Consider the following 23449-nt stretch of genomic DNA (forward strand, 5'->3'; position numbering starts at 1 on the left):
CGACTGGTCACGCACCGTCGCCAGGGCCGAACGGATGGAAATTGCCCTATGTGCCGGAGTCCACGATGTCCGGCACCGAGTCCCGGCGTACCGCGTCGAACAACGACCGGGCCGCCGGGGTGTCGGCGAAGACGACGCTCTCGTTGCCTACCTGGCCGGTGCCCTTGACCGGGCAGGTGTAGAAGCCCAGGTTGCCGCCGCGCAGGTGCCGGTTCTCCATGGCCAGGTCCACCAGGGACAGCGACCGGTCGACCGCGACGGCGTTCGTGGTCGCCTTGACGAAGGCGTTCAACGTGGCCGGGTTGGTCAACACCCCACCGGAGACGGCCTTGTCCAGGATGGCCTTGATGACCTGCTGCTGGTGCCGGATGCGGGCGAAGTCACCGTCGGGGAAGGCGTACCGCTCCCGCGCGTAGTCCAGCGCCGCCGCGCCGTCGAGGGTCTGCCGGCCCTGCCGGAAGGTGCGGCGGCTGTCCGGATTGAGGGAGTGGGTCGAGGTGAACCCCCGCTCGATGTCGATCTCGATGCCGTCCAGCGCGTCGACGATCTCCTTGAAGCCGGCGAAGTCGACCATGACCACGTGGTCCATCCGTACCCCGGTGAACTTCTCCACGGTGCGCACCATCAGCGGCAGGCCGCCCCAGGCGTACGCGGCATTGATCTTGGCATGCCGACCGCCGTGCCGCCCGTCGGCGGACCTCGGCACCGCGACCCAGGTGTCCCGGGGTATCGAGATCAACTGGGCGCTGGAGCGGTCCTTCGGCAGGTGGGCCAGGATGATGGTGTCCGCCCGGGAACCCGAGGTCTGCTCCGGATCCCGGGTGTCGCTGCCGAGGATCATCAGGTTCATCGCGTCCTTGACCACCACCTCGGGACGCTCCTGCTCGGGCACCCCGGTGAACGCGTCGACCCGCTCGATGTCCGACTCGACCGACCGGTAGTAGAGCCCGCCGGCCAGCGCGCCACCGCCGCCGACCAGCACGAGCACCAGCAGGCAGACGAGCAGGACACCCCGCCACCGACGCCGTCGGGGCGGGGGTGGGGCCGGTGCCACCGGTTCGACCGCCGGCGGCTGCTGGGGAGCGGACACGCGGGCATGTTACCGACTCACATTCCTGCCCGGGTGCCCGTCGCGGACGCCTGGTGTTCATCGGCCGGCCTCCCCGAGGCCTGTTGTTCATCGATCGGCCTCCCCGAGGCCTGGTGTTCATCGGCCGGCCGCCCGGACGGCGGTGAATCCTGGTACAACCCTCGGGTGGATGTCACGAAGCTCCGCCGGGCCGTCGCCCGGACCCGGCTCGCGCCGGTCGCCGCCTTTCCGAAACGGCTGGCCCGGGTCGCCCGGCACGACGCGAAACTGCTGCGGACCTCGGCACGCTGGCTGGTCACCTCGCGGGAGCACCACAACTACACCTACGAGCTGACCAGGTTGAGCCGCCAGCATCTCGCCTGGTTCGTCAGCGTGGTCTGCGACGTACCGGTCAAGCAGGTCCGCGCCTGGTTCCAGGAGATCGAGTCCGACGACGCGCTGCGGCGGCACATCGAGCAGGCCACCGCGGGCGCGCAGCGGCGCGGGCTGGCCGACCGGGAGGTCCGATACGCCCGCCGGATCGGCTGGTACGCCATCGTCCGCGCCACCCGCCCCGCGCTGGTCGTCGAGACCGGCGTCGACAAGGGGCTGGGTAGTTGCGTGCTCGCCGCCGCGCTGCTGCGCAACGCCGCCGAGGGCCACCCGGGCCGGCTCGCCTCACTGGACATCAACCCGGAGGCCGGCTACCTGGCCCGTACCGCGCCCTGGTCGGAGGTGGTGGATCTGGTGGTCGGAGACTCCATCGCCTCGATCGAGGCCCTCGACCGTCCGGTCGACCTCTTCCTGCACGACAGCGACCACAGCCGGGCGCACGAGAAGCGGGAGTTCGACACCGTCGAGGCCAGGATGGCCCCGGGTGGCCTGCTGCTCACCGACAACGTCACGCACACCAACGTCCTGGCCGACCACGCCGAACGCACCGGCCGCCGGTTCCTGGCCTACCGGGAGACCCCGGCCCGGCACTGGTACCCGGGCGACGGCATCGGCGTGGCCTGGTGAGATGTGCTCCGGGGCGTCCCTTAACTGTGCCTTAGCTGACTTGGCCGCAACCGGCCGTTACGGCAACATCGGGCGGTGTGACCGATCCCAGTGCGCACACCCAGCCTGACCAGCCCACCGGCCCCGGCCGGCGGCGTGCCCGGCGACCGGGACCGGGCCGGTGGCTGCTGGCGGTCCCGGTCGTCGGCGTGGCCACGGTGCTGGGACTGACCCTGCTGCTGCGCGCCGGCACCACGCCCGCCTGCGCCGCCGTGGTTCCCGCCCGGGCCGGCGCGGTGGCTTTGGCGCCGGGCGCGGCACCGGCGGCGGTGGCGCTCGCACCGGGGCTGGCCGCGCCGCCGGTCGGTGGGGCGGTCCGGCAGGGCAAGGCGACGTTCTACGACGTCAAGGGCGGCGGCGGGAACTGCTCCTTCGTCGCCCCGCCGACGAACAAGCGGTACGTCGCCCTCGGCCCGAGCGAGTACGCCGACGCCGCCGCCTGCGGCGGCTACCTGGACGTGACCGGCCCGAAGGGCTCGGTCCGGGTGGTCGTCATGGACCAGTGCCCGGAGTGCGCGGCCGGGCACATCGACCTCTCCGCCGAGGCGTTCGCCGAGATCGCCGACCCGGTCCAGGGCATCGTGCCGGTCAGCTACCGCGCGGTGGTGAACCCGCCGCTGCCCGGCCCGCTGACCTTCCGGCTGAAGGAGGGCTCGTCGCAGTACTGGTTCGCCGTCACCGTCGGCTCGCACGGCAACCCGCTGCGTTCGGTCGAGGTCCGGCAGGGCAGCTCGGGAGCCTGGCGGCCGGCGGCCCGGCAGAACTACAACTACTGGCTGATCGACTCCGGTGCCGGCCCCGGCCCGTACTCGATCCGGGTCACCGACGTCTACGACAACCGGGCGATCGCCACCGGCATCCGGATGCTGCCGGAACAGGTCCAACGCAGCGACGTACGGATGTACGGCGGGTCCGCCGCCGCGCCGCGTACCGCCCGGTCGGCCACCCCGTCGGCCACCCCGTCCCGGTCGGCTCCGCCCAGCCCGTCGGCCACTCCGACCCCCAGCCCGTCGGTCAGTCCCCCGGGCAGCCCGACGGCGTCGCCCAGCCCGACGGCCACCGAGGCGGGGGAGACCGACGCCGGTGGCGCGGCTGCCGGCACCGGCGAGTCAGGACCGGCCGGCTGCCGGGACTGACCAGCACGCGGCTGGCATTCACTTACCGGCGTGCGGGCCTTCTTCGCTGGCCCAGCCGGCGGCCTGCGTTCGCTGGCCCAGCCGGCGGCCTGCGTTCGCTGGCCGGGCGGCGGCCTGCGTGAGTCCGGTCGCGGCGGTGTGAGCGGGGAACCCTTCTCTACCAAATGCGTTAACAGGGGGCCCTTCCTTACTGCAGGGGGAGCCACATGAGGAGTTCGTCGCGGTCGTCGCCGGGGGCGAGGCGTAGCGCGCCGGGTAGGCGGCCCACCTCGCGGTAGCCGAGGCGACGGTAGAACGCGTCCAGGCCCTGGCCGTCGCGGACCGTCACGTGCAACGCCGACCAGCCCAGCTGCCGGGCGAGTCGTTCGGCCTCGCGCATCAGCGCGAGGCCGTACCCCCGGCCCTGGGCGTCCGGGTGGACCATGACCCGCTTGAGCACGCACCAGTGGGTCTTCAGGTGGAACCGGTTGTCGCTGAAGATCAGCGCGGCGACCGGTCGCCCGTCGGCGTCGTAGCCGATCAGCAGCCGGTCGGGGCCCTCGGCGACGGCCGCGAGGGCCGGGTCGGCCAGGGTGCGGACCTCGGCGGCGGTGACCGGGGGGACGAAGCCCACCGCGCCGCCGGCGTTGCTCACCTCCACCCACAGGGTGACGAGCTGGTCGCGCAGTTGCGGGGTGAGGTCCGGGTCGAGGGTGAAGCGTAGGGTCACCCCGCCATCCTGGCCGGCCCGGCCGGTGGCCCGCCCGGCATCGTGACGCGGACGACAGCCGCCGACCGGTCGCCCGCGGTCGCGCAACCACCCACGGACGGAATTGTCGCCGATTGTTTGTGCCCGAGCTGCGAGCACACGCCTCTCGGTACCTATGGTTTCGTTTGTGCCGAACGGGACAGCTGATCATGTCGGTCTTCCGACATTCAGGTGAATTGCCGGGAGCGTCGTGGGCGGGACCGCTGCGGGGCGGTCGAAAACCCAGGTCAAAAGGCTTCTCCGGGCATTGGTGATCCGCTTTTCGGGCATTGTGATCAAAGGGAGTGCGTCAATATGCTGGGCGAACCCGAAAGGAAAACCGGAGAATCGGAGGACCGATTGAAATCCAATCTGCGCTGGGCGGTCACCGCTGGATTGTCGGTGGCCATGTTCGTCAGTGCCACGCCGGCTGCCAACGCGAATCCCGCGACCGCCGCCGGAAAGGGAAACGTCTCGTCCGTCGCCCGCACCGGTGACGGTCGCGCGATCACCAACGACCGGATCGCCAAGGAGGTCGCCGACTACTGGACGCCGGAGCGGATGGCGTCGGCCGTCGACGTGACCTACGCGAAGTCCGCGGCGGCCGCCGACGCGCCGAGCCGTGCCTCGAAGCCCACCGGGCCGGCCGGCGCGATCGCGCCGATGGCACCGCGCGTCGCCGTCACCGACGACTTCCGGACCATGCTCAACGAGTCGCTGGCGGTCGGCAAGGTCTTCTTCACCACGCCCACCGGCGGCTCGGCCTCCTGCTCGGCCAGCACGGTGGCCAGCGGCAAGCGGCGACTGGTGATGACCGCCGGGCACTGCGTGCACCAGGGCGCCGGCGGCCAGTGGTACAGCAACTGGCAGTTCGTCCCCCGCTACCGCACCGGCGCGCGACCGTTCGGCACCTTCGTCGCGCAGAGCCTCAACACCCGGACCGCGTGGATCAACAGCAGCAGTTACGCCGAGGACATGGGCATCGCCATCATGTACAACGGCGGCTCCTACGGACTCAAGGTCGGTGAGACGGTCGGTGGTCACGGCCTGCGCTGGAACTGGGGCTACAGCGTCTCGGTGACCGCGCTCGGATACCCGTCCAACCTCGGCGGTGGCGAGAGCCAGTACTACTGCCAGAGCACCACCTGGAATGCCGGCGGTCAGCAGATCCGGATGTACTGCAACATGACGTACGGATCCAGCGGTGGACCCTGGTTGCAGGAATACAACGACGCCACCGGATACGGATACATCAACAGCGTGGTGAGTCACGGCGACAACCCGGGTAACGGGCAATTCGACGGCCCCTATTTCGACAACGACATCAAGAGCCTGTACGACTTCGCCGAGGGTCTTTCCCCGGCGTAGTGCCCCACGGTCGGAAGAGGTCAGACGCCGGCTGCCCCGACGGGTGGCCGGCGCCTGATCCGTTGGTCGTGCTCAGCCTCCCCGGATCCGTCAGGTCTGGTTCAACGGGCGGTCGACGCCGCCACCGACTCGAACCCGGTCTCGGCCGGCGGCAGCAGGGTCACCGTGTACGTGTCGGTCTGGTTGGCGTACGGCAGGACCACGCTGGTGGTGCCGTTCGACAGGTCGACCACCCGGTTCGAGACGGTGACCGGCCCCTGCACCGCGCCGCCGCCGTGGTCCGGGATGCGTTGGGTCAGCACCCGTACCTGGTTGTTCTGCACGAGGCCGCTGGTGGCGTCCAGGCGTTGCAGGTCGACGGTCAGGTTCCCGGTGGTGCGCCCACCGCCGACCAGGATCCGTGCCTCGCCGGTGGTCTTCGTCGCGTGGGCGTCGTACGACCCGCTGGGGGTCACCGCGACGATCTGACCGGTCTGGCCGGCGTAGTAGCGGTACACCCACCACTCCCCCCGGGGCTGGTGCCGGCCGGCGGAGGTGCGGATCAGCAGGTTGGCGTTGTCGTCGTGCAGGTCGGCCCCGCCGGCCCAGTTCGCCCGCAGCCCGTCGGCACGGGCCCGCTCCAGGCGCGCGATGTACCAGGCCCCGGCGGCCGGGTTCTGTTCGTCGGGCGCGCCGTACTCGTTGATCTGGTACGGCCGCGGGTGGGCGATGCCGCGCGGGTCGAGGGTGGCGTTGGCGGCGGCGACGTCGGCGACCGGGTCGCCCGGCAGCGAGTGCCAACTGACGATGTCCGGCACGGTGTCGGTCGAGCGGACGAAGTCCAGGTACTGGTTCCAGAAGGCGTGCTCAATCGACGGTACGAAGGCACAGCTCGGCCCGACGATGAGTTGGCCGGGCAGTTCGGCGCGCAGGCGTCGGTGGGTGCGCCCCCACAGTTCGAGGTACTGGGCGATCGGGCGGTTCCAGAAGACGGTGATGTTGGGTTCGTTCCAGATGTCCCACTGCACGGTCAGCCCGGCAGACCGGACGTCGTCGACGATGCGGGTCAGGAAGGCGTCGTAGTCGGTCCAGTCGCCGTCGTCGCCGGGGAAGCGGGAGATGCCGGCGCCGTCGGCGCCCCACAGGTCGTGCGCCAGCAGGATGAACCGACCGCCCAGGGCGGCGGTTCGGCGGGCCTGGGCCAGGGTGGAGGCCCAGCGGCGGTCGTAGTGTCCGCCGACCCAGCCGTTGCCGGGCAGTTGCGCTCCGCCGGCGCGCAGGTACCGGAAGTTGACCTCCCGGTAGAAGTGCTCGGCGGGGCCGCTGGCGTTCTCGGTCATGCCGTAGATCCAGCCGGACGCCCGGTAGGTAGGCGTGCCGGTGGTGGTGGCGAAGTTGACGGTGATCGACTCGTCGGCGGCCTGGATGGGGGGCGGGGTTCGCACCGGGCAGCTCCTTGGTGGGGCGTACGGGCCACGCGCTCCGGAGGCTGCGCCAGCGGATCGATCTGCGGTGGGGCCGGCGGGACTCGAACCCGCACTGGTACGGACCTAAACCGTATGCCTCCTGCCAGTTGGGCTACGGCCCCTCACTCCGCGTCGCGCGCTCCCGCCCCGGCATCGGGTCACCGGGCGTCCGGCGCGACCGCCCCAGTAGACCACACCGGCGGTGCGCCCGGCTGGCCGGCAAGCACCCGCCGGGCGTGGCGGCCGTCGATGCGTGGGATCAGTCCAGGCCGAGGTCGCGGCGGAGCTTGGCCACGTGGCCGGTGGCCTTGACGTTGTAGAAGGCGTGCTCGATCTTCCCGTCCGGGTCGATAACGAAGGTGGAGCGGATCACGCCGGTGACCGTACGCCCGTAGGACTGCTTCTCGCCGTACGCGCCGTACGCGGTCAGCACCGCCTTGTCGGCGTCGCCGACCAGCGGGAACGTGATCGCGTCCCGCTCGCGGAACTGGGCCAGCTTGGCGGGCTTGTCGGGGGAGATGCCGACCACCTCGTAGCCGGCGGCCCGCAGCGAGGCGAGTGAGTCGCGGAAGTCGCAGGCCTGCTTGGTGCAGCCGGGGGTCATCGCGGCCGGGTAGGCGTACAGCACCACCCGGCGGCCCCGCAGGTCGCTCAGGGTCAGCGTCTCACCGGTGTCGGTGGGGAGGCTGAACTCGGGTGCGGGGTCACCGGGGGAGAGGCGGTCGGGCGCGGTCATGGCTCGACCCTACCGCCGCCCGGCCGAGGGTGACCGACGCCACCGGCGGTTCCCGATCCCGGGTTGTTGCCAACTATTGGCAACAACGAAGCGGGGAAATACGCTGATGTCGGTGCGGGGGCCGGCCTGTCGACAGCTGGGAGGTCGAGTGGAGACACTCGCGATGCACATTTCCAACGGCATCATCAACGGCCCCGTGGCGGCGGCCTTCGCCGTGCTGGCCCTGGCCGCGTTGACCCTCTGCGTGCTGCGCGGGCGGCGGGACCTGGACGACCGGCTCGCCCCGATGGCCGGGCTGGTGGCGGCCTTCATCTTCGCCGTACAAATGATCAATTTTCCGATCCTCACCGCCGGGGTCAGTGGTCACCTGATGGGCGGGGCGCTCGCCGCCATGCTGGTCGGGCCCTGGGTGGGTGCCCTCTGCGTGGCGGTGGTGCTCGTCGTCCAGGCCCTCGTCTTCGGCGACGGCGGGGTGGCCATGCTCGGGCTCAACATCACCAACATCGCGCTGATCGGCACCGCGGCGGCGTACCTGCTGATCGCGCCACTGCTGCGGCTGCTGCCGCGCAATCCGACCGGCCTGGGCATCACCGCCTTCGTCTCCGCCCTGGTCAGCGTGGTCGTCGCGGCCCTGGGCTTCGTCGGGCAGTACTGGCTGGGCGGCACCACCGACCTCGGCGGCAACCTCACCGGCCTGGCCGGCACGATGGTCGGGGTGCACCTGCTGATCGGCATCGGCGAGGGCCTGATCACCGCGACCACGGTGGTCACCGTCGCGAAGGTCCGACCCGACATGGTGTACGCGCTGCGCCGGCTGCGGCCGCACGCGACCGCCGCCCCGAGCGTCACCGGAGGCGTACGGTGAACCGCCGCCTCTGGGCCTTCGTCGGCGGCGGCCTGCTGGTCGCGCTCCTGCTGGCCGGCGTGGTGAGCAACCTCGCCTCGGCACACCCGGACGGGCTGGACTCGTCGCTGCGCGAGGGCTGCACCTTCGACGCCGACGACACCGTCACCGGCGGCAGCTGCCCGGCCCAGCAGGAGAAGGAACACGAGGTCGGCGGGCCACTTGCCGACTACGGCATCGCCGGGATCGACAACGACCTGCTCTCCACCGGCCTGTCCGGGGTGCTCGGGGTGCTGCTCACCTTCGCCGTCGGCGGCGGCGCGTTCTGGCTGCTGCGCCGCCGCGATCCGGCGGGACCGGATGCCGGCCGCCGCGATCCGGCGGTACCGGATGCCAGCCGCCGCGATCCGGTCGGACCGGACGGGAGCTGAGCGGTGGGGGCCGGGCACGCGCACGTGTTGTACCGCGACGTCGACTCGCCCGTGCACCGGCTCCCGCCCGAGGTCAAGATCGCCGCGATGCTGGTCTGCACGCTCGCCGTGGTGGCCACCCCCCGGGAGGCGTTCTGGGCCTTCGGCGGGTACGCCCTGCTGGTCGCGGTGGTGGTGGCGCTGGCCCGGACCGGTCCCGGCTGGCTGCTCAGCCGGGCGCTGATCGAGGTGCCGTTCGTGCTGTTCGCCTTCGCGCTGCCGTTCCTCGGCGCCGGCGAACGGGTCCACGTGCTGGGGGTGGGCCTGTCCACCGAGGGCCTGTACGGCGCGTGGAACATCCTCGCCAAGGGCACCCTCGGCGTACTGCTGTCGTTGCTGTTGGCGGCGACCACGACGACCCGGGACCTGATCGTCGGCCTGGACCGGCTGCGCTGCCCGCAGATCCTCACCCAGATCGCCACCTTCATGCTGCGCTACCTGGACGTGCTGGTCGGCGAGGCCCGGCGGATGCGGGTGGCCCGGCTGTCCCGGGGCGACGACCCACGGTTCCTCTGGCAGCTGCGCGGCCTCGCCGCCGGGATCGGCACGTTGTTCCTGCGCGCCTTCGAACGCGGCGAGCGGGTCTACCTGGCGATGCTCTCGCGCGGCTACACCGGCCGGATGCCGGCGGTGTGGGGTGCGGGCGGCGCGACCGCCGGGCAGTGGCTGGTCGGGGCCACCGTCCCGGCCGTGGCGACCACCCTGGCCACCGTCGCCGTCGTGCTCACCTGACTGCTGGCATGATCGGGGCCGTGCAGCCCGACGTGCTCTCCCTCGACGTGCGTGGACTCCGGTACGCGTACCCGGACGGGCACGTCGCCCTGCACGGGGTGGACCTGACGGTGCCGCGCGGCGCCCGGGTGGCGCTGCTGGGCCCCAACGGTGCCGGCAAGACGACCCTGGTGCTGCACCTCAACGGCATCCTCACCCCCACCGGCGGCACGGTCACCGTCGGCGGGCTGACCGTCGGACCGGACCGGGCCACCCTCGCCGAGATCCGCCGCCGGGTGGGCATCGTCTTCCAGGACCCCGACGACCAGCTCTTCCTGCCCACCGTGGCCGAGGACGTGGCGTTCGGGCCGGCCAACCTGGGGCTGCGCGGCGCGGAGCTGGCCGCCCGGGTCGACGAGGCGCTGGCCGCGGTGGGCATGACCGGGCACCGGGACCGCGCCCCGCACCACCTGTCGTTCGGGCAGCGCCGCCGGGTGGCGGTGGCCACCGTGCTCGCCATGCGCCCGGAGATCCTCGTCCTCGACGAGCCCTCGTCGAACCTCGACCCGGCCGCCCGCCGGGAGCTGGCGGCGATCCTGCGCGACCTGCCGGTGACCGTCCTGATGGTCACCCACGACCTGCCCTACGCCTGGGAGCTGTGCGAACGCGCCGTGGTCCTGGACGCCGGCCGGATCGTCGCCGACGCCGACACCGCGGAACTGCTCGCCGACGCGGAGCTGCTGGCCCGGCACCGGCTGGAACTGCCCTTCGGCTTCGGCCCGCTGGGCGTCACCCGCCGGCCCTGACCGCCGCCGGCTCACCCCCGACGGTCCCGGCGTCACCGACGGTCCCGGCCCCGGCGGCGGTGTCGGCCCCGGCGGCGGTGCCGGCCTCGCCTCCGGCCCTGCCTCCGGCGGTGTCGGCCGCGCCCTCGGCGGCCCGGCCGGACCCGGCTTCGGCCGCCGCCGCAGCGGCCGCGGCGGCGGTGCGCAGGCGGAGGATGCCGGCGGCGGCGGCCCCGGCGCCGGCGACGAGCAGCAGCGCGGTCAGGATCCGGGCGGACTGGGCGGGCCACGGCACCGGCACCACCGAGCGGGTGAAGACCGCCGCGTTGCCGATCCCGGCGAAGAGCGCCAGGCAGGTGCCGGCCAGGGCCAGGGTGAAGTCGGCAGCCGGCCGGCGGGCCAGCGCGTACCCGCCGGCGACGAGCGCGCCCAGCCCGGTCAGCAACGGCCAGATCTGACCGCTGAGCAACCCGACCAGCACCCCGCCGACGCCCTCGGCGCCGGCGTCGACCTCCCGGCCGATGATGAGCACGCCGGCGGCCAGCCCACCGGCGGCGAGCAGGCCGCCGATCCCGGCCAGCGCCCGCGCGCCGGCCCGGGTACCGGCCGGCACCAGGCCCAGCGCGCCCACCGCGAGCAGGCCCACCGTCACCCCCACCCACCACGGGTACGGATCCGGCGGCGGGACCCAGTCCAGGGTGCCCCGCAGCTCGGCCGGCTCGGTGCCGTCGCGCAGCGGGATCACCCAGTCGCGTACCCGGTGCACCCGGTCGGGGGCGGCGCGCACCTGCGCCGGTGGCTCCGCCTCCCGCCACAGCGCGCGCCGGTCGTGCCAGCGTACGGTCGGCTCCTCGGCGATCCGCCGCCACTGCGGGGCGGCCTGCGGGTCCGCCTCCGCCGGCAGCACCGTGCCACCGGCGATGGTCCGGTTCAGGTACGTCGCCGGGGAGTGCACGTTCTCGAAGGCCCCGTCCGGCCCCACCCGCAGGTACGGCTCACCGGAGTAGCCGATCACCTCGACCGGCCGGTCGCTGCGGTTGGTCAGCTCCAGCCGGGCCCCCGCCTCGATCGCCCGTACGCTCACCCCGTCGCGGGCCGGGGCGACGCCGGTGATCCCGGTGCGGTAGTCGGTGCCGGCCGGGGCGTCCGCGCCGTGCGCGACGGCCGGCGCGGCGGTGCCGAGAACCGTGCCGAGCACCCCGGCGACCACCAACGCGGTACGCGCCAGCCGCCGGTACCGGACCGCGGGCCCGGTGCGGCTCATCGGCTGGCCGCCTCGACGGCCGCCTTGATCCCGTTCGGGGTGCGGTCGGTGACCGTCTCGCCGTCGACCACCACGGTCGGCGTACCGGTGATGCCGGCCCGGCTGGCCTCCTCGGTGACGTGCTCGGTCCACCTGGTGAAGGTGCCCTCCCGCTGGCAGGAGGCGAAGCCGTCCCGGTCCAGCCCCGCCTGCACGGCGAGGTCGGTCAGCTGGTCGTCGCTCAGCCCGGCCCCGCCCTCGGGGGGCTGCTGGTCGAAGAGCTGCTTGGCGTACTCCCGGTACCGGCCGCCCTCGGCGGCGCAGCCGGCGGCGGCCGACGAGCGGGTGGAGTACTCGGTGGTGGAGTACCGGTTGAGGTAGGCCACCGGGTGGTACACCACCCGGGCCAGGCCCTGGCTGACCAGCTCCTCCAGGGTCGGGCCGGTGGCCTGCTCGAACTGCTTGCAGACCGGGCAGAGGAAGTCCTCGTACACGTCGATGGTGACCGGGCCGGTGCCCGAGACGATGCCGGTGCCGGCCTCGTTCGAGCCGGTGGGGGCGGTGACCTGGCCGGCGCGCTGGCTGGACCAGACGCTCCAACCGATCAGTCCGGCGACGACCAGCACCGACACCGCGGCCACCGAGGTCCACAGGGTCCGTTTGCGGCGCCGTTCCCGGGCCAGTTGCTCCCGGACCACCCGGGCCGCGTCCCGGCGGCCCTTGCGACTACTCATCGTCGTCCTCCACGGTGGGTGCGCCGCCCAGCGCGGCGTCGACGGAGAGCGGGGTACGCGGCCGCCACAGCAGGAACCCGGCCAGCGCCAGGAAACCCAGGTCGCGCAGGATCTCCGGTAGGTAGCTGGGGGTCTGCCCGGCGGCCAGCTCCCCGCCGGTGCCGAAGCAGCCGCAGTCGATGGCCAGGCCCCGGCTCCAGGCCGAGGCGATCCCGGCGACGAAGACCACCAGCAGCGCCGCGGAGACCCCGGCGGCCAGTCGGGTGGCCAACCCCACCAGCAGCAGTACGCCCAACGCCAACTCGACGAAGGGCAGCGCCGCACCGATCGCCGCCGCCACCTCGTACGGCATGAGCTGGTATGCGTTGACCGCCCGGCCGGAGGCGGCCAGGTCACCGACCTTGCTGGCCCCGGCGTACAGCCAGACGGCGGCCAGGCCGAGCCGGACGGCGACGCCGAGCCACGGGCCCACGGCGTGCCACCGGCCCCTGGTGCTGGTCGCTGCGGTCACAGTCATCGGTCGTCCTGTCCCTGCCGGAAGTTCCCCGGCTCAGCCGGCGAGCGCGTCACCGACGGCCTCGACCAGCTCGTTGCGGGCGCGGGCCACCCGGGAGCGGATCGTGCCCACCGGCACCCCCTCCACCGTGGCCGCCTCGGCGTACGACAGGCCGAGCACCTGGGTGAGCACGAACGCCCCGCGCCGCTGCGCCGGCAACCGGTTCAGCAGGTCGGCCGCGCCGAGCAGCCCGGCCGGGTCGGGATGCGGGTCGTCGGTGTGCGCGTGCGCGAGGAGCCGGTCGTCGAGCCGCCGCCGCCGGACCACGGTGCGCAGGTGGTCGGCGCAGGTACGGCGGGCGATCCCGAGCAGCCAGGTCCGCGCGCTGGACCGCCCGGCGAACGACGGCAGCGCCCGCAGCGCCCGCAGGTAGGTCTCCTGGGTCAGGTCGTCGGCGCTGTCCGGGTGCACCAGGGCGGCGGTGAACCGCCACACCTCGGCCTGGGTGAGCCGGATGAAGGTGGCCTGGGCGGTGGGGTCACCGTCGCGGGCGGCCAGCGCCCACCGGGTGGCCGCCTCCCGGTCGTCAGGCGAGGCCGGAGCGCCGAGGTCGTCGGCTGCTCCGGCGGCGGGTTCACGCGGCGCGGGGATCACGAAGAACCAGCGTACGCGGCACGACGGGGCCGGACAGGGTCCTTCGGCCCGCGAATTTCCGAACCGGCCGGAACTTTTCCGCCGCGCCGCCCGACTAACTCCCTATGAGGTGCGACGACCGGTGCCCGGCGGGCCGATGGCGAGCCGGGCTCGCCATTTGCGGCCCTGGTCGGCGAGCATGGCTGGCATGACTGCTGTCGATCGTCGCCGGCTGCCGGCCCCCACCCGTCGCCACCGGGCCCCCCGGCTGACCGCCGCCCGCCGCTGGGCCGCCCGGTTCTCCGCCGGGCTGGGCCTGCTGGTCGTCCTCGTCGCGCTGCTGGTCGCCCCGGCCGGCCCGGCCAGCGCCCACGCGGTGCTGGTCAGCAGCAGCCCGGCGGCCTCCGCCGTGGTCCCGACCGCTCCCGTCGAGGTGGTGCTCACCTTCAGCGAGCCGGTCCGCAAGGTCACCGACAAGATCAGGGTGATCGCGCCGGACGGCTCCCGGGCCGACCGGGGCGAGCCCCGCTTCGAGGGCGGCGTGGTGACCGTTCCGGTTGCCCAGGACGCCGGGCAGGGCACCTACCTGCTCAGCTACCGGGTGATCTCGGCCGACAGCCACCCGGTCTCCGGAGCGTTCACCTACTCCGTCGGGGCACCGTCCACGCCACCGTCCGACGCCGGGGCGGACAGCCGGGCCGACCCGGTGGTGGACACCGCCGTGAAGGTCTCCCGCTACCTCGGGTACACCGGCCTGCTGCTGCTGGTGGGTGCCGCCCTGGTGCTCGCCGCGCTCTGGCCGGCCCGGCTGTCGCGAGTCGGTCCCGCCCGGCTGGCCTGGACCGGGTTGGGGCTGCTGGCCTTCGCCACGGTGGGTGCGATCCTGCTGCAGGTGCCGTACACCGCTGGCGGCGGCCTGTTCGACGTCTCCGGTGAGGGGCTGAGCAGCGTCCTGGCCAGCCCGTTCGGCACCACCCACCTGGTCCGGCTCGGGCTGCTCGCGGCGGCGGCGTTCCTGCTCCGGCCGCTGCTGGCCGGTCAGGCCGGCCGCACCGACGTGATCATCGTGGCGGTGCTGGGCGCGGCCACGCTGTTCACCTGGCCGCTCTCCGGCCACTCGGCGGCCTCGCCCGCGCCGGCCGTCTCGGTCACCGTCGACGCGGTGCACCTGGGCAGCATGGCGGTCTGGCTGGGCGGCCTGGTGATGCTCGCCGTCTTCCTGCTGCGCCGCGCCGACGAGCGGGAACTCGGCGCGATCCTGCCCATCTGGTCCCGGTGGGCGGCGCTGGCGGTGGCGGCCCTGCTGCTCGCCGGCACGGTGCAGGCGCTGATCGAGGTGGGCACCGTCGAGGCCCTGCTGACCACCACCTACGGGCAACTGGTGATCGCCAAGGTGGTGCTCTTCACACTGGTGATCGCGGTGGCCGCGTACTCCCGGCAGTTGGTCCGGCGGCAGATCGCCGCCCAGCAGCCGACCCGGGTGCGCCGGGCGATCGTCGCCGAACTGGTGGTGACCGCCGTGGTGCTGGGCGTCACCGCGGTGCTGGTGCAGACCCCGCCGGCGCGCACGGCGGCGACCGACGGCGTCGGCGCCGAGCAGGGCTACTTCAACACCACGCTGACCAGCTCGATCTACTCGTTGCAGGTCGAGCTCTTCCCGGCCCGGCGGGGCAGCAACACCGTGCACCTGTACGCCTACACCCCGGACAACCAGCCGCTGCCGGTCGAGGAGTGGCGGTTGACCGCCGCGCTGCCGTCGGCCGGGATCGAGCCGATCCAGTTCCCGTTGCTGCCGTTGACCGACAACCACGCCACCAGTGAGGTCAACCTCCCCGCCGCCGGGGACTGGCAGTTCAGCTTCACCCTGCGTACCACCGAGATCGACCAGGCCACGGTGACCGCCGCCGTGACAGTCAAGTAGGGCCCCGGCCCGCCCGACAGAGGAAGGTTCCACCCATCATGATCCGTTTTCGGCGCACCGCCACCGGCGCCGGGCTCACGCTCGGTGCCGCCGTCGCCGTACTGTTCGGCTTCACCGGACCGGCCGCGGCGCACGTCACGGTCAACCCGCAGGAGGCCACCCAGGGCGGGTACGGCCGGTTCGCGTTCCGGGTACCGAACGAGAGCGACTCCGCCTCCACCAGCAAGGTGGAGGTGACCATGCCGGAGAACGCGCCGGTCGGCTCGGTGGTGACGATGCCGGTGCCGGGCTGGACGGTGGCGGTCGAGCGCCGCACGGTCGACCCGCCGGTCCAGGTGCACGGCAGCGAGCTCACCGAGGTGGTGTCCAAGCTGACCTGGACGGCCGCTGCCGGTGGTGGGGTCAAGCCGGGCGAGTTCCAGGAGTTCCCGGTCACGATGGGGCCGCTGCCCGAGGTCGACACGATGGTCTTCAAGTCGCTGCAGACCTACTCCAACGGTGACGTCTCACGCTGGATCGAGGAGCCGGTCCCCGGCGGCGAGGAGCCGCAGGACCCGGCGCCGGTGCTGACCCTGACCGCCGCGAACGCCGCCCCGTCGGCCGCCCCCGCCGCTCAGAACAGCGACGACGACGATGACGACGACGACCGCGCCGAGGGCGTGGGGCTGGCGACCGGGCTGGGCGGCGTCGGGCTCCTCGCCGGGCTGGGCGGACTGGTGCTCGGCGGGCTGGCGTTCGCGCGTACCCGCCGGGAGACCAGCCCCGCGACGGCGACCGTTCCGGCGGCCGGTGCCGCGCCTGCCGGGGGCACCCCCGCGCCTTCGGCGGAGACCCCGAAGGACTGACCCCGCACCCCCCGGTGGCCCTCGGGTGGCTCTTTGGTGGCCTTTGGTGGCTGCCCTCCGGTGGCCCTCCGGTTACGACGGTGGCCCTCCGTGCTGCCGACACGGAGGGCCACCGGCACCGGGGGATCGGTGCGTCTCACTTGTGGTAGTAAACGCCATCTAGAAGGCGAAGAGGGTCAGTTGGCACTTCTGTCCATTTGGTGCGATTTTTCGACTGTCCGGGTGGGTAGCGCCACCAGTAGCAGGAGACAGAGCAGCACGTAGGTGTTGCGGACCACGAAGTCGACCGGATCGTCGGTCCGTACCGGCGACACCCCCCAGTCCTGGAACGTCACCACCCCGTAGACGATCACCAGCGACACCCCGCCGGCCAGCGCGAACCACAGCCGCCGGCGGCCCGTGCCCGGCCCGGCGCGCAACGCCGCGTCCACCAGCACCACCACCGCCGGCACGAACCAGTAGATGTGGTGGGTCCAGGTGATCGGGCTGATCAGGGCGGCGACCAGCCCGGTCAGGGTCAGCCCGGCCAGGTGGTCGCCCGCGCCGGCCGCCCGCGCCGCCCGCCACAGCCCGTACCCGGCGACCAGGGCGACCAGCAGCAGCCAGCCGAGCTGACTCGGACGCTCCGGCGCGGTCAGCCGGCTCAACAACCCGAACAGCGACTGGTTACCTGTGTAGTCGGTGCGCCCGACCCGCTCGGTAGACCACAGCTCGTGCGTCCAGAACCGCCACGAGTCACCCGGCGCGACCGCCGCCGCCAGCAGGGTCGCCCCGGCGGCCGTCGCACTGGCCACCGCCGCCGCCCGCCACCGCCGGGTGGCCAGCAGGTACACGATGAAGATGCCCGGGAAGAGCTTGAGCGCCGTCGCCAGCCCGACGCCGACCCCGGCCCACCGCGACCCCCGGGGTACGGCGAAGAGCAGGTCGGCCAGGATCAGCACGACCAGCAGCATGTTGATCTGACCGAAGGTGATCGTCTCGCGGGTGCTCTCCACGGCCAGCACCAGCAGCACCGCCACCACCACGGTGAACACCCGGGGCAGCCCGTGCCGGTCGACCAACGGCAGCACCAGCCACCGGGTCGTCACCACCACCCCGACCACGGTCAGCACCGTGAAGACCAGCTCCGTCGCCCCCAGCGGGATCAGCGTGAACGGACGCAGCAGCAGGGCGGCGAAGGGCGGGTACGTGAAGTACAACTCACCCTGCACCCGGTCCGGCTGGACGTAGTCGTACAACGGTTGGCCGGAGGCCCACCACCGCATCGCCCGCAGGTAGATCTTCAGGTCGAAGAAGTCGTGCACCCGGCCCGGCAGGTACAGCGCGGGCACCACGGCGGCCAGGGCGAGCACCGCGACGATCCGACGGACCCGACGACTGCGGGCGTCCTCCTCGTCGGCGGCGGACGGCGCGGCGGGTTCGGCTGGCACGCAGAAACCCTAGCGGTCTGAGCTGGCCACGGTGAGCAGGCACGAGCGGGATGTGACGAGGTGGCCCGACGTCCCGACGGCCGTCCCGCCGTCCCGGCGGTTGGGTGTCCGGCCTTGCCGGCGTCCGGCGCCTGGGTCCGCTCTGCGGTTGTCCGGGCGGTTCTCGGTCCGGGCCCGCCGGCGGTTGGGTGTCCGGCCTTCGGCGTGCCGGCGGTTGGGTGTCCGGCCTTCTGGCGTCCGAGCGCGCTGCATCCGGCGTGGGCGGCATCTCGGCGATCTGCGTCCGCCCGCGCGTCGGTCCGCCGGGCGTGCCGAGGTGACCGGGCGGGTCGAGGTGACCGGGCGGGTCGAGGTGACCGGGCGGACGGTGGTGGGCTGCGCGTAGTCTGTTGCCCGTGGCTGACCTCCTCGTCTGGATCGACTGTGAGATGACCGGGCTCGACCTCGGCAGGGACAAGCTGATCGAGGTCGCCGCACTGGTCACGGACCCCGACCTGAACGTGCTCGGTGACGGCGTCGACGTGGTGGTGCACGCCGACGAGGAGGCCCTGGCCGGCATGCCGGAGGTCGTCCGGACGATGCACGCCAAGTCCGGGCTCACCGAGGAGGTCCGGCGCTCGACGGTCAGCCTCGCCGAGGCCGAGGAGATGGTCCTCGACTACGTCTCCCGGCACGTCAAGCACCCGCGTACCGCGCCGCTCTGCGGCAACTCGATCGCCACCGACCGGGGCTTCATCACCCGGGACATGCCCCGCCTCGACGCGCACCTGCACTACCGCATGATCGACGTCTCCTCGATCAAGGAACTGTGCCGGCGCTGGTACCCCCGGGTGTACTTCGGCCAGCCGCAGAAGGGCCTCGCCCACCGGGCGCTCGCCGACATCCGGGAGAGCATCCGCGAGCTGGAGTACTACCGCCGGACGATCTTCGTCCCGCTGCCCGGACCGGACATCGACACCGCCAAGTCGATCGCCGCCTCGTTGTAGCCCCGGCCCCTGGCCGGGTTCGTCGGGTCCGGGTTCGCCGGGTCCGTGGTCGCCGGGTCCGGGTTCGCCGGGTCCGTGGTCGTCGGGTTCGTGGTCGTCGGGTTCGTGGTCGTCGTGGGTGAGGGCGCGGAAGTGGGCCGAACCCGGTGGACGCCGGCGGTGGGGGTGTGGCTATTATTAGTGCGCTCCGCCCCGGTGGGCGGGTGAACGTGGTGGCTGTAGCTCAGTTGGCAGAGCACCGGGTTGTGGTCCCGGTTGTCGTGGGTTCAATTCCCATCAGTCACCCTTGAGTAATGCCAGTTCAGGGCCGGTCTTCACCGGCCCTGACGGCGTTTCTGGGGGCGTCCTGGGGGCACTCCACCCGCCCCGCTTTTCGCTCGGGCCACGCAGCACCCCACCCCACCCCACGTCGCCTAGCCGCGGAGCGGCGGGCAGGCGACCACTTCCTGGATGTGGTGGTCTCGGAGTGGGTTCGAGGGGACAACATCCTGGATCCTGTGGAACATCCGTGACGGCGGTTCCCGTTGCCGGTGCGCAGGTGTCACACGCGGTGCCTCGCCGGGGGAGCGCGAACGGGTAGCGGTCCGCCGGGCCGTGCCGGGCCGCACGGCGCAACGCAGGCGCGGGCGGGCGCGACCGGTACAAGTGTCCCGGTACACCCGGCCGTCGCCCGCCTCCGCTCGCCGGTGAGAGGGGTGCCCCGCTCGACCGAAAGCGTTAACAGGGGGCCCTTCCTTACTCCTGGGGGAGGGCGCTGCCCTTGACGTACTCGTCCCAGCTCAGGTTCCAGTCGGTCCAGCCGTTGCCGTTCTGCAGCTTGCGCTCGGTGCCCTTGACCGTGATCGGGTCACCGACCTTGGTGTTCTTGAACAGCCAGGCCCCGTTGGCCATCGACACGTTCACGCAGCCGTGCGAGACGTTGACGCTGCCCTGCTGCCCCTCCGACCAGGGGGCGGCGTGGATGAACTCGCCACCCCAGGTCAACCGCTGGGCATAGTCGATCTTCGTGCGGTACCCGTCCTCGGGGCCCAGCTCGTCGAAGGTGTCGAAGACCGTCTTGCGCAGCTTCTCCATCACCACCATCGTGCCGCTGGACGACGGGGTGCTCTTCTTGCCCAGGCTGACCGGGATGGTTTTGATCACCTCGCCGTCGCGGGTCACCGTCATCTTCTTGGCCTTGTTGTCCACGGTCATCAGCAACTTCGGGCCGACCTTGATGTCCACGGTGAGGTCCGCCCGGCCGTACCAGCCGTCGCCCATCGGCAGGCCGCCGGCCTGCACCCGGTACGACACCGTGCTGCCCGGCTGCCAGAACTCCTTCGGGCGGTACCGCACCTCGGTCGGGCTCACCCAGTGCCAGACGCCCTCCTGCGCCGGCTCGGAGCGGACCGTCATCCGCCGCTGCACGTCGTCGCGGTAGTCCTCGGGAATGTCCCGGCCGAACTTCACGATCAGCGGCATGCCCACACCGACCACCTGGTCGTCACCGAGGAAACTCGTCACCCGGACCTGCTTGTCCGGCTTGGCCATGGTGGTGAAGGTGCTGGTCGCCGTCGCCGGCCGACCGTCGTCACCGGTAGCGGTCACCGTCGCGGTGTACGTCTCGCCGTACTCCAGCGCACCGGCCGGCAGCCAGGTCGTACCCTCGGCGTCGAGCGTGCCCTCGACGGCCTTGCCGGCGGCGTCGGTCAGCTCGACGGTGGTCTCGGTGGCCTGCTCGGTGCTGAAGCTGATCGCGGTCGCCGCCGGCACGTCCTTCGCGTCGGCCTTCGGCTCGCTGATCGTGGCCGACGCCTTCGGCGGGTTCTCGCTGGCCTCCGGCGCACCGGCGTTGCCGCTGCCGCCGCCGTTGTCGGTGCCGCCGCCGCTGGTGCAGGCCCCGGTCAGCGCGAGCACCGCGGCGAGCGCGCCCGCCGCGAACACGCGGCGTCGCCCACCGCGTCGGGTGCCGGCGTACCGGATCGACTGGTCCTGGCTGAGTCGCATGCTTCCCTCACTGTCCTAGGCCCCCACGGCCATCGTCTCTCACCGACGCGGCGGAGCCGACATCCGTTCCCGAGGGTGAAGAGGAACACCTCAGCGCCATTATGCCCGGTTGCGGAGTGGAACTCCCGTTCCTGAATCGCGCTCGGCTCGACCCGGTCCGACCTTCGTCGGCCGGGGCCGGGGCCGACCGTCCACAACGGCAGTGACCTCCGCCGGACGCCGGGTGGGGCGCGCGACGGAGGTCACCGATGCGGTACGTCACACCGCCGGACCGGCACCCTCCTCCGGTACCGGCAGCGCGCTGCCCTTCTTGAACTCCGCCCAGTCCAGGTTCCAGGCGGTCCAGCCGTTGCCGGCGGCCAGCTTGCGCTCGGTGCCGGTGATGGTGATCGGGTCACCGACCCGGGTCCGCTCGAAGAGCCACTTGGCGTTCTCGGTGGAGACGTTCACGCAGCCGTGCGAGACGTTGCGCTGCCCCTGGTGCTGCACCGACCAGGGGGCGGCGTGGATGTACTCGCCACCCCAGGTGATCCGCTGGGCGAACTCGATGTCGGTGACGTACCGGTTCTCCGGGTTCGGGTCGTCGGTGGTGTCGAAGACCGTGGCCGCCTGCTTCTCCATCACCACCATCGTGCCGCTGGACGAGGGGGTGCTCTTCTTCCCCAGGCTCACCGGCATCGTCTTGACCACCTGACCGTTCTCGTACACGGTCATCTTCTTGCTGGCGTTGTCCACCTTCATCTCGAAGGACCGCCCGATCTTCGCGGTGGCCTTCCGGTCGACGTTGCCGTACCGGCCGTTGCTCAGCGGGATGCCGGCCAGCGCGATCCTGACCTCGATCGTGGTCTCCGGCTTCCAGTACTCCGGCGCCCGGTAGTACGCCTGGGTGCCGTTGGAGACCCAGTGCCAGGCTCCCGGCTGCGGCGGATCGGTCTTGACGAACATCCGCTTCTGCACCGCCGCCCGGTCCTTCTTCGGGATCCCCGGGTGGAACTCGGCGACCACCGGCATCGCCACCCCGTACGACTTGTCGTCGAAGAGGTACAACCCGCTGGTGATCATCGACGAGGGCTTGGCCATCGTGGTGAAGCTGCTGGTCCCCTCGTGCCGCTCACCACCCGGCCCGGTCCCGACGACCGTGGCGGTGTACTTGGCGCCGTACTTCAGCGGCGCGGCCGGCACCCACGACGAACCGTCGGTACGCAGTGAACCCTTCACCTGGTCGCCGCCGGCGGTGGTCAGGCTGACCTCGGTCAGCTTCCCGCCCTCCGGCAGCTTGCCGCTGATCTCGGTGCTGACCGGCCGGTCCTTCGCCTTGTCGGCGGGGCTGACCGTCAGGTCCACCACGCTTGCCGAGTCGACCGGACCGCCGGAGACCCCACCCACCGAGCTGCTGGGTGCCGGCGTCGGCCCCTGGACGAACTCCGCCTGCTTTCCACCGTCGCTGCCGCACCCGGCCAGTGCCACCGACGCCGTCAACACGAGGACGCCCACCCTCGCCCCGGTCCGCGCGAACATGCCCATTCCCACCTCTGTTCTCACGTCCTGGCGGATGTACTCACGTTTCGCGGACATCGTGCCGCATCGGGGCGACAAGCTCGCCCCTGGTCCCAGCGAAGTGAGGGGTTTGGCGTGTAATGTCCGGTAAGCTCGGCCGAAGGGGGGAGGCGGGGATCGGATTGGAACCCGCCTCACGGGCCGTGCTAAGGTTCTCCCCGTTGCCGACGAGCGCCGCTAGCTCAACTGGCAGAGCAGCGGACTCTTAATCCGCGGGTTCGGGGTTCGAGTCCCTGGCGGCGCACCAACGGGCAAGGCCCTGACCTGGCATTTCTCTGCCGGTCGGGGCCTTTTTCGGGTCCGCTGGTGGCTGTGTGTGGCTCGGTGGGTGCTCGGGAGCCGATGGACCGGTCCGGCTGTTGGTGGACGGGTGGTCACCCGATGGATGTCGTCGGTGGCTGCCACGGTTGCGGGATAGCGGTGGAGAACGGCTGGCGGCAGCGGGTGTCGGAGGTGGGCTGCGGTCGTGTGTCTGATATTGATGCTTGCCATCGGGTCCTACGATGCGCGCGTGTCGATAGACAGGGAGCAGTTCGCTGCCGGTGTCCGGTGGTGGCAGACGAAGACAAACTGGCCGAACGACTTCCACAACAGCGACTATGAGGTGCTGGCTGCACAGAATCCGGATGGTGACTTCACGGACAGTTGGTGGGCGGGCTTCCTGCCTCGGTTGACCACGTGGAAGGCATTGCGGCCGCTCTCCCAAGCCGATGTCACCGGTCTGTTCGACGAACACCGGGGCGACCTTGCCCGAACCTGGCATCAGGCGTGCGCGCCGGTGAAGCACCTGGACATCACCGGCGTGGCCTGGGACCAGGTGCGGACGTTCCCGGGGGTGGCCGCGCGGCTCAAGCCAACGAAGTCGGCGTCCGCGGTCTTCCCGTCGAAGTTCTGCCACTTCCTGCTTCCCCGAATCTTCCCAGTCTTCGACAACGCGGCGGTCGGGGGATCTTGTACCTACGAGACGTACTTCAACTTGATCAAGAGCACCTGGGAGGCCACGCCCGCTGCCCTTCGAGCCGAGTTTCAGATGGAGCTAGCCCAACTCATCGAAGGCCATGGTGGGAGCTCTCTCTACGAGGGGTTCCCGCTGGCGACCAAGATTGTCGAGCTCGCCTTCATCGGACGTCGCCATCCGTGAAGTCATCCGCAGGGCGGGGTTGCCAGTGCTCGTCGTGTGCTGCAACGGACAGGGCGGGGCCTGGTCGAGTGGTGGCGTCTGACCAGTTGACAATGGTCGGTGCGGAGGCAGGATCGACGACGGTTCG

22 protein-coding genes and 3 tRNA genes are annotated in these 23449 nt (G+C 72.0%); 13 read left to right on the top strand and 12 right to left on the bottom strand.

The window, feature by feature from the left end; translation table 11 throughout:
- Window positions 1-46 precede the first annotated feature (46 nt).
- The gene (locus ACN28G_RS02855) at window positions 47-1054 is read right to left on the bottom strand and encodes an LCP family protein (protein ID WP_421480849.1); all 1008 of its coding nucleotides are present in this window, start codon (window positions 1052-1054) and stop codon (window positions 47-49) included.
- A gap of 201 nt (window positions 1055-1255) precedes the next feature.
- On the opposite strand from ACN28G_RS02855, the gene ACN28G_RS02860 reads away from it, so the two are divergent.
- Together ACN28G_RS02860 and ACN28G_RS02865 are read left to right on the top strand one after the other, a co-directional pair.
- Window positions 1256-2089: a class I SAM-dependent methyltransferase gene (locus ACN28G_RS02860; RefSeq protein ID WP_091435164.1), complete on the top strand. Its 834-nt coding sequence runs from the start codon at window positions 1256-1258 to the stop codon at window positions 2087-2089.
- Between the two features lie 77 nt (window positions 2090-2166).
- Entirely contained in the window at window positions 2167-3264 is a 1098-nt protein-coding gene (locus ACN28G_RS02865) for an expansin EXLX1 family cellulose-binding protein (protein WP_421478336.1), read from the top strand.
- Between the two features lie 187 nt (window positions 3265-3451).
- Here the strand turns inward: ACN28G_RS02865 and ACN28G_RS02870 are convergent, their stop codons facing one another.
- Window positions 3452-3973 (bottom strand): GNAT family N-acetyltransferase, encoded by a 522-nt coding sequence (locus ACN28G_RS02870; protein ID WP_091435168.1) that lies wholly within the window; start codon window positions 3971-3973, stop codon window positions 3452-3454.
- 333 nt (window positions 3974-4306) lie between these two features.
- Here ACN28G_RS02870 and ACN28G_RS02875 point away from each other — a divergent pair, with 333 nt between their 5' ends.
- Window positions 4307-5359, top strand: coding sequence for a trypsin-like serine peptidase (locus tag ACN28G_RS02875; RefSeq protein ID WP_421480850.1), 1053 nt, complete (start codon window positions 4307-4309; stop codon window positions 5357-5359).
- Window positions 5360-5460: 101 nt separating this feature from the next.
- Here ACN28G_RS02875 and ACN28G_RS02880 read toward each other — a convergent pair whose 3' ends face one another.
- The 3 genes from ACN28G_RS02880 to bcp all read right to left on the bottom strand — a co-directional run bounded on the left by ACN28G_RS02880 (window position 5461) and on the right by bcp (window position 7540).
- Window positions 5461-6783, bottom strand: coding sequence for a beta-xylosidase (locus tag ACN28G_RS02880; protein ID WP_421478337.1), 1323 nt, complete (start codon window positions 6781-6783; stop codon window positions 5461-5463).
- Between the two features lie 68 nt (window positions 6784-6851).
- Window positions 6852-6926 (bottom strand) — tRNA-Leu (locus ACN28G_RS02885).
- A 137-nt stretch (window positions 6927-7063) separates the two neighbouring features.
- Window positions 7064-7540 (bottom strand): thioredoxin-dependent thiol peroxidase, encoded by a 477-nt coding sequence (bcp, locus tag ACN28G_RS02890; RefSeq protein ID WP_091435172.1) that lies wholly within the window; start codon window positions 7538-7540, stop codon window positions 7064-7066.
- A 148-nt stretch (window positions 7541-7688) separates the two neighbouring features.
- Between bcp and ACN28G_RS02895 the strand changes: the two genes are divergently transcribed.
- Genes ACN28G_RS02895 through ACN28G_RS02910 form a run of 4 tightly spaced genes read left to right on the top strand, consistent with a single transcriptional unit; the run spans window position 7689 to window position 10371 of the window.
- Complete coding sequence (locus ACN28G_RS02895) at window positions 7689-8405, top strand: energy-coupling factor ABC transporter permease (RefSeq protein ID WP_421478338.1); 717 nt, start codon at window positions 7689-7691, stop codon at window positions 8403-8405.
- Window positions 8402-8815: a PDGLE domain-containing protein gene (locus tag ACN28G_RS02900; protein WP_421478339.1), complete on the top strand. Its 414-nt coding sequence runs from the start codon at window positions 8402-8404 to the stop codon at window positions 8813-8815. Before ACN28G_RS02895 ends, ACN28G_RS02900 begins: the two co-directional genes overlap by 4 nt.
- 3 nt (window positions 8816-8818) lie before the next feature.
- The gene (cbiQ, locus tag ACN28G_RS02905; RefSeq protein ID WP_421478340.1) at window positions 8819-9586 is read left to right on the top strand and encodes a cobalt ECF transporter T component CbiQ; all 768 of its coding nucleotides are present in this window, start codon (window positions 8819-8821) and stop codon (window positions 9584-9586) included.
- Window positions 9587-9594: 8 nt separating this feature from the next.
- Window positions 9595-10371 (top strand): energy-coupling factor ABC transporter ATP-binding protein, encoded by a 777-nt coding sequence (locus ACN28G_RS02910; RefSeq protein WP_421478341.1) that lies wholly within the window; start codon window positions 9595-9597, stop codon window positions 10369-10371.
- Here ACN28G_RS02910 and ACN28G_RS02915 read toward each other — a convergent pair.
- The 4 genes from ACN28G_RS02915 to ACN28G_RS02930 are packed head-to-tail and all read right to left on the bottom strand — an operon-like array spanning window position 10355 to window position 13477.
- A complete protein-coding gene (locus tag ACN28G_RS02915) occupies window positions 10355-11614 on the bottom strand; it encodes a hypothetical protein (protein WP_421478342.1) in 1260 nt (419 codons plus the stop codon). The two genes, ACN28G_RS02910 and ACN28G_RS02915, sit on opposite strands and share 17 nt — an antisense overlap.
- Window positions 11611-12327, bottom strand: a complete 717-nt coding sequence (locus ACN28G_RS02920; protein WP_091435182.1) for a DsbA family protein — start codon at window positions 12325-12327, stop codon at window positions 11611-11613. The genes ACN28G_RS02915 and ACN28G_RS02920 overlap by 4 nt, the downstream gene beginning before the upstream one ends.
- Entirely contained in the window at window positions 12320-12844 is a 525-nt protein-coding gene (locus ACN28G_RS02925) for a MauE/DoxX family redox-associated membrane protein (protein WP_091435184.1), read from the bottom strand. Before ACN28G_RS02925 ends, ACN28G_RS02920 begins: the two co-directional genes overlap by 8 nt.
- A gap of 33 nt (window positions 12845-12877) precedes the next feature.
- Window positions 12878-13477, bottom strand: coding sequence for a sigma-70 family RNA polymerase sigma factor (locus ACN28G_RS02930; protein ID WP_421478343.1), 600 nt, complete (start codon window positions 13475-13477; stop codon window positions 12878-12880).
- Window positions 13478-13664: 187 nt separating this feature from the next.
- Between ACN28G_RS02930 and ACN28G_RS02935 the strand changes: the two genes are divergently transcribed.
- Window positions 13665-15377: a copper resistance CopC/CopD family protein gene (locus tag ACN28G_RS02935; RefSeq protein WP_091435189.1), complete on the top strand. Its 1713-nt coding sequence runs from the start codon at window positions 13665-13667 to the stop codon at window positions 15375-15377.
- 38 nt (window positions 15378-15415) lie between these two features.
- The gene (locus ACN28G_RS02940) at window positions 15416-16222 is read left to right on the top strand and encodes a YcnI family protein (protein WP_091435191.1); all 807 of its coding nucleotides are present in this window, start codon (window positions 15416-15418) and stop codon (window positions 16220-16222) included.
- Window positions 16223-16398: 176 nt separating this feature from the next.
- Here the strand turns inward: ACN28G_RS02940 and ACN28G_RS02945 are convergent, their stop codons facing one another.
- A complete protein-coding gene (locus ACN28G_RS02945; RefSeq protein ID WP_091435193.1) occupies window positions 16399-17652 on the bottom strand; it encodes a glycosyltransferase 87 family protein in 1254 nt (417 codons plus the stop codon).
- 389 nt (window positions 17653-18041) lie between these two features.
- Here ACN28G_RS02945 and orn point away from each other — a divergent pair, with 389 nt between their 5' ends.
- Both orn and ACN28G_RS02955 read left to right on the top strand, forming a co-directional pair.
- Window positions 18042-18638, top strand: a complete 597-nt coding sequence (gene orn / locus ACN28G_RS02950; protein WP_421478344.1) for an oligoribonuclease — start codon at window positions 18042-18044, stop codon at window positions 18636-18638.
- A 212-nt stretch (window positions 18639-18850) separates the two neighbouring features.
- Window positions 18851-18923 (top strand) — tRNA-His (locus tag ACN28G_RS02955).
- 450 nt (window positions 18924-19373) lie between these two features.
- Here the strand turns inward: ACN28G_RS02955 and ACN28G_RS02960 are convergent.
- Window positions 19374-20624 carry an Ig-like domain-containing protein gene (locus ACN28G_RS02960; RefSeq protein ID WP_421478345.1) on the bottom strand — a complete coding sequence of 417 codons (1251 nt, stop codon included), beginning with the start codon at window positions 20622-20624 and terminating at the stop codon, window positions 19374-19376.
- 258 nt (window positions 20625-20882) lie between these two features.
- Window positions 20883-22148, bottom strand: coding sequence for an Ig-like domain-containing protein (locus ACN28G_RS02965; protein WP_421478346.1), 1266 nt, complete (start codon window positions 22146-22148; stop codon window positions 20883-20885).
- Between the two features lie 204 nt (window positions 22149-22352).
- Between ACN28G_RS02965 and ACN28G_RS02970 the strand changes: the two genes are divergently transcribed.
- Together ACN28G_RS02970 and ACN28G_RS02975 are read left to right on the top strand one after the other, a co-directional pair.
- Window positions 22353-22428 (top strand) — tRNA-Lys (locus tag ACN28G_RS02970).
- A 264-nt stretch (window positions 22429-22692) separates the two neighbouring features.
- Window positions 22693-23322, top strand: coding sequence for a hypothetical protein (locus ACN28G_RS02975; protein WP_421478347.1), 630 nt, complete (start codon window positions 22693-22695; stop codon window positions 23320-23322).
- Window positions 23323-23449: the final 127 nt, after the last annotated feature.

The sequence above is a fragment of the Micromonospora sp. WMMA1923 genome (assembly GCF_049179195.1).
Lineage (GTDB): Bacteria > Actinomycetota > Actinomycetes > Mycobacteriales > Micromonosporaceae > Micromonospora > Micromonospora yangpuensis.